The sequence below is a fragment of the Massilia sp. DJPM01 genome, from assembly GCF_030348125.1.
In the GTDB taxonomy this organism is placed as follows: domain Bacteria; phylum Pseudomonadota; class Gammaproteobacteria; order Burkholderiales; family Burkholderiaceae_D; genus Telluria_A; species Telluria_A frigida.
On sequence record NZ_JAQOZV010000206.1, the window covers coordinates 1 to 767 of the forward strand.

Here is a 767-nt window from a genome sequence, read left to right on the forward strand (position 1 = left end):
ATCGCACACCGATGCCAACATGGCGCTGTCCGACCACGCCGATTTCGCCACAAAATGATGAAGCGACTGGTGTTTGGCGCGTACCTGCGTCGGGTTGATGTGCGCAGCCAATGGCTCGACGCTCTTGCGCGCGATCGGCAGCATCAGCCCTTGACAGTAGTCTTTCAGACTTGTCCTGCGATCCATGTGACCTAACGCTCCACACAGCCGCTCAAGATACATATCCAATTCAGCCAAATTCGTCATTCCCGTCTCCTGTCGTTATAGACAGTTCAACAGTATACGCACATAATTCAGTTTTGTGACACAGTAAGAGTAGAAGCATGTCGATAAAATCCGCCTTTCCCCTCATCACCTTGTGCCTGTCGCTGATCGCAGCGGCAGCGTCCCCGACCGCTCTGGCCGCCAGCGTGCAGCACACCCCGGTCACGCCAGCCGTTCTGAAATCCGAACACATCGCCGTGCCTGGCAAGCTGGTCAAGGCCGCCCGCTTTGCCGACGCCGCCGGCGAGCACATTCTCGTCGTCAGCATGCGCACCGGTCCATCGAGCGCCTTCAACGCCGAGCCTGGCCGCGACGAGCTCTACGAACTGTTCTCCTCGCTGTACACCCGCAAGGCCAATCGCTGGGCCCGCGCATGGCTGATCGAAGATGCGAACGACTGCCCCGTGATCGATTCATCGGCCAGTTTTTTCCCCAAGTACATCACCATTACCGACCTCGACAACAACGGCATCGCCGAAGTGACCGTGCCGTACAAAATGTTT

At 57.6% G+C, this 767-nt stretch carries 2 protein-coding genes; one reads left to right on the plus strand and one right to left on the minus strand.

What is annotated here, in order from left to right; translation table 11 throughout:
- Nucleotides 1-246, minus strand: a 246-nt coding sequence (locus PO883_RS34685) for a transposase (RefSeq protein ID WP_289313832.1), incomplete at its 3' end; no start/stop codon positions are given.
- A gap of 77 nt (nucleotides 247-323) precedes the next feature.
- Here PO883_RS34685 and PO883_RS34690 point away from each other — a divergent pair.
- Nucleotides 324-767 (plus strand): M949_RS01915 family surface polysaccharide biosynthesis protein (locus tag PO883_RS34690; protein WP_373890145.1); only part of this gene is annotated, 444 nt, incomplete at its 3' end.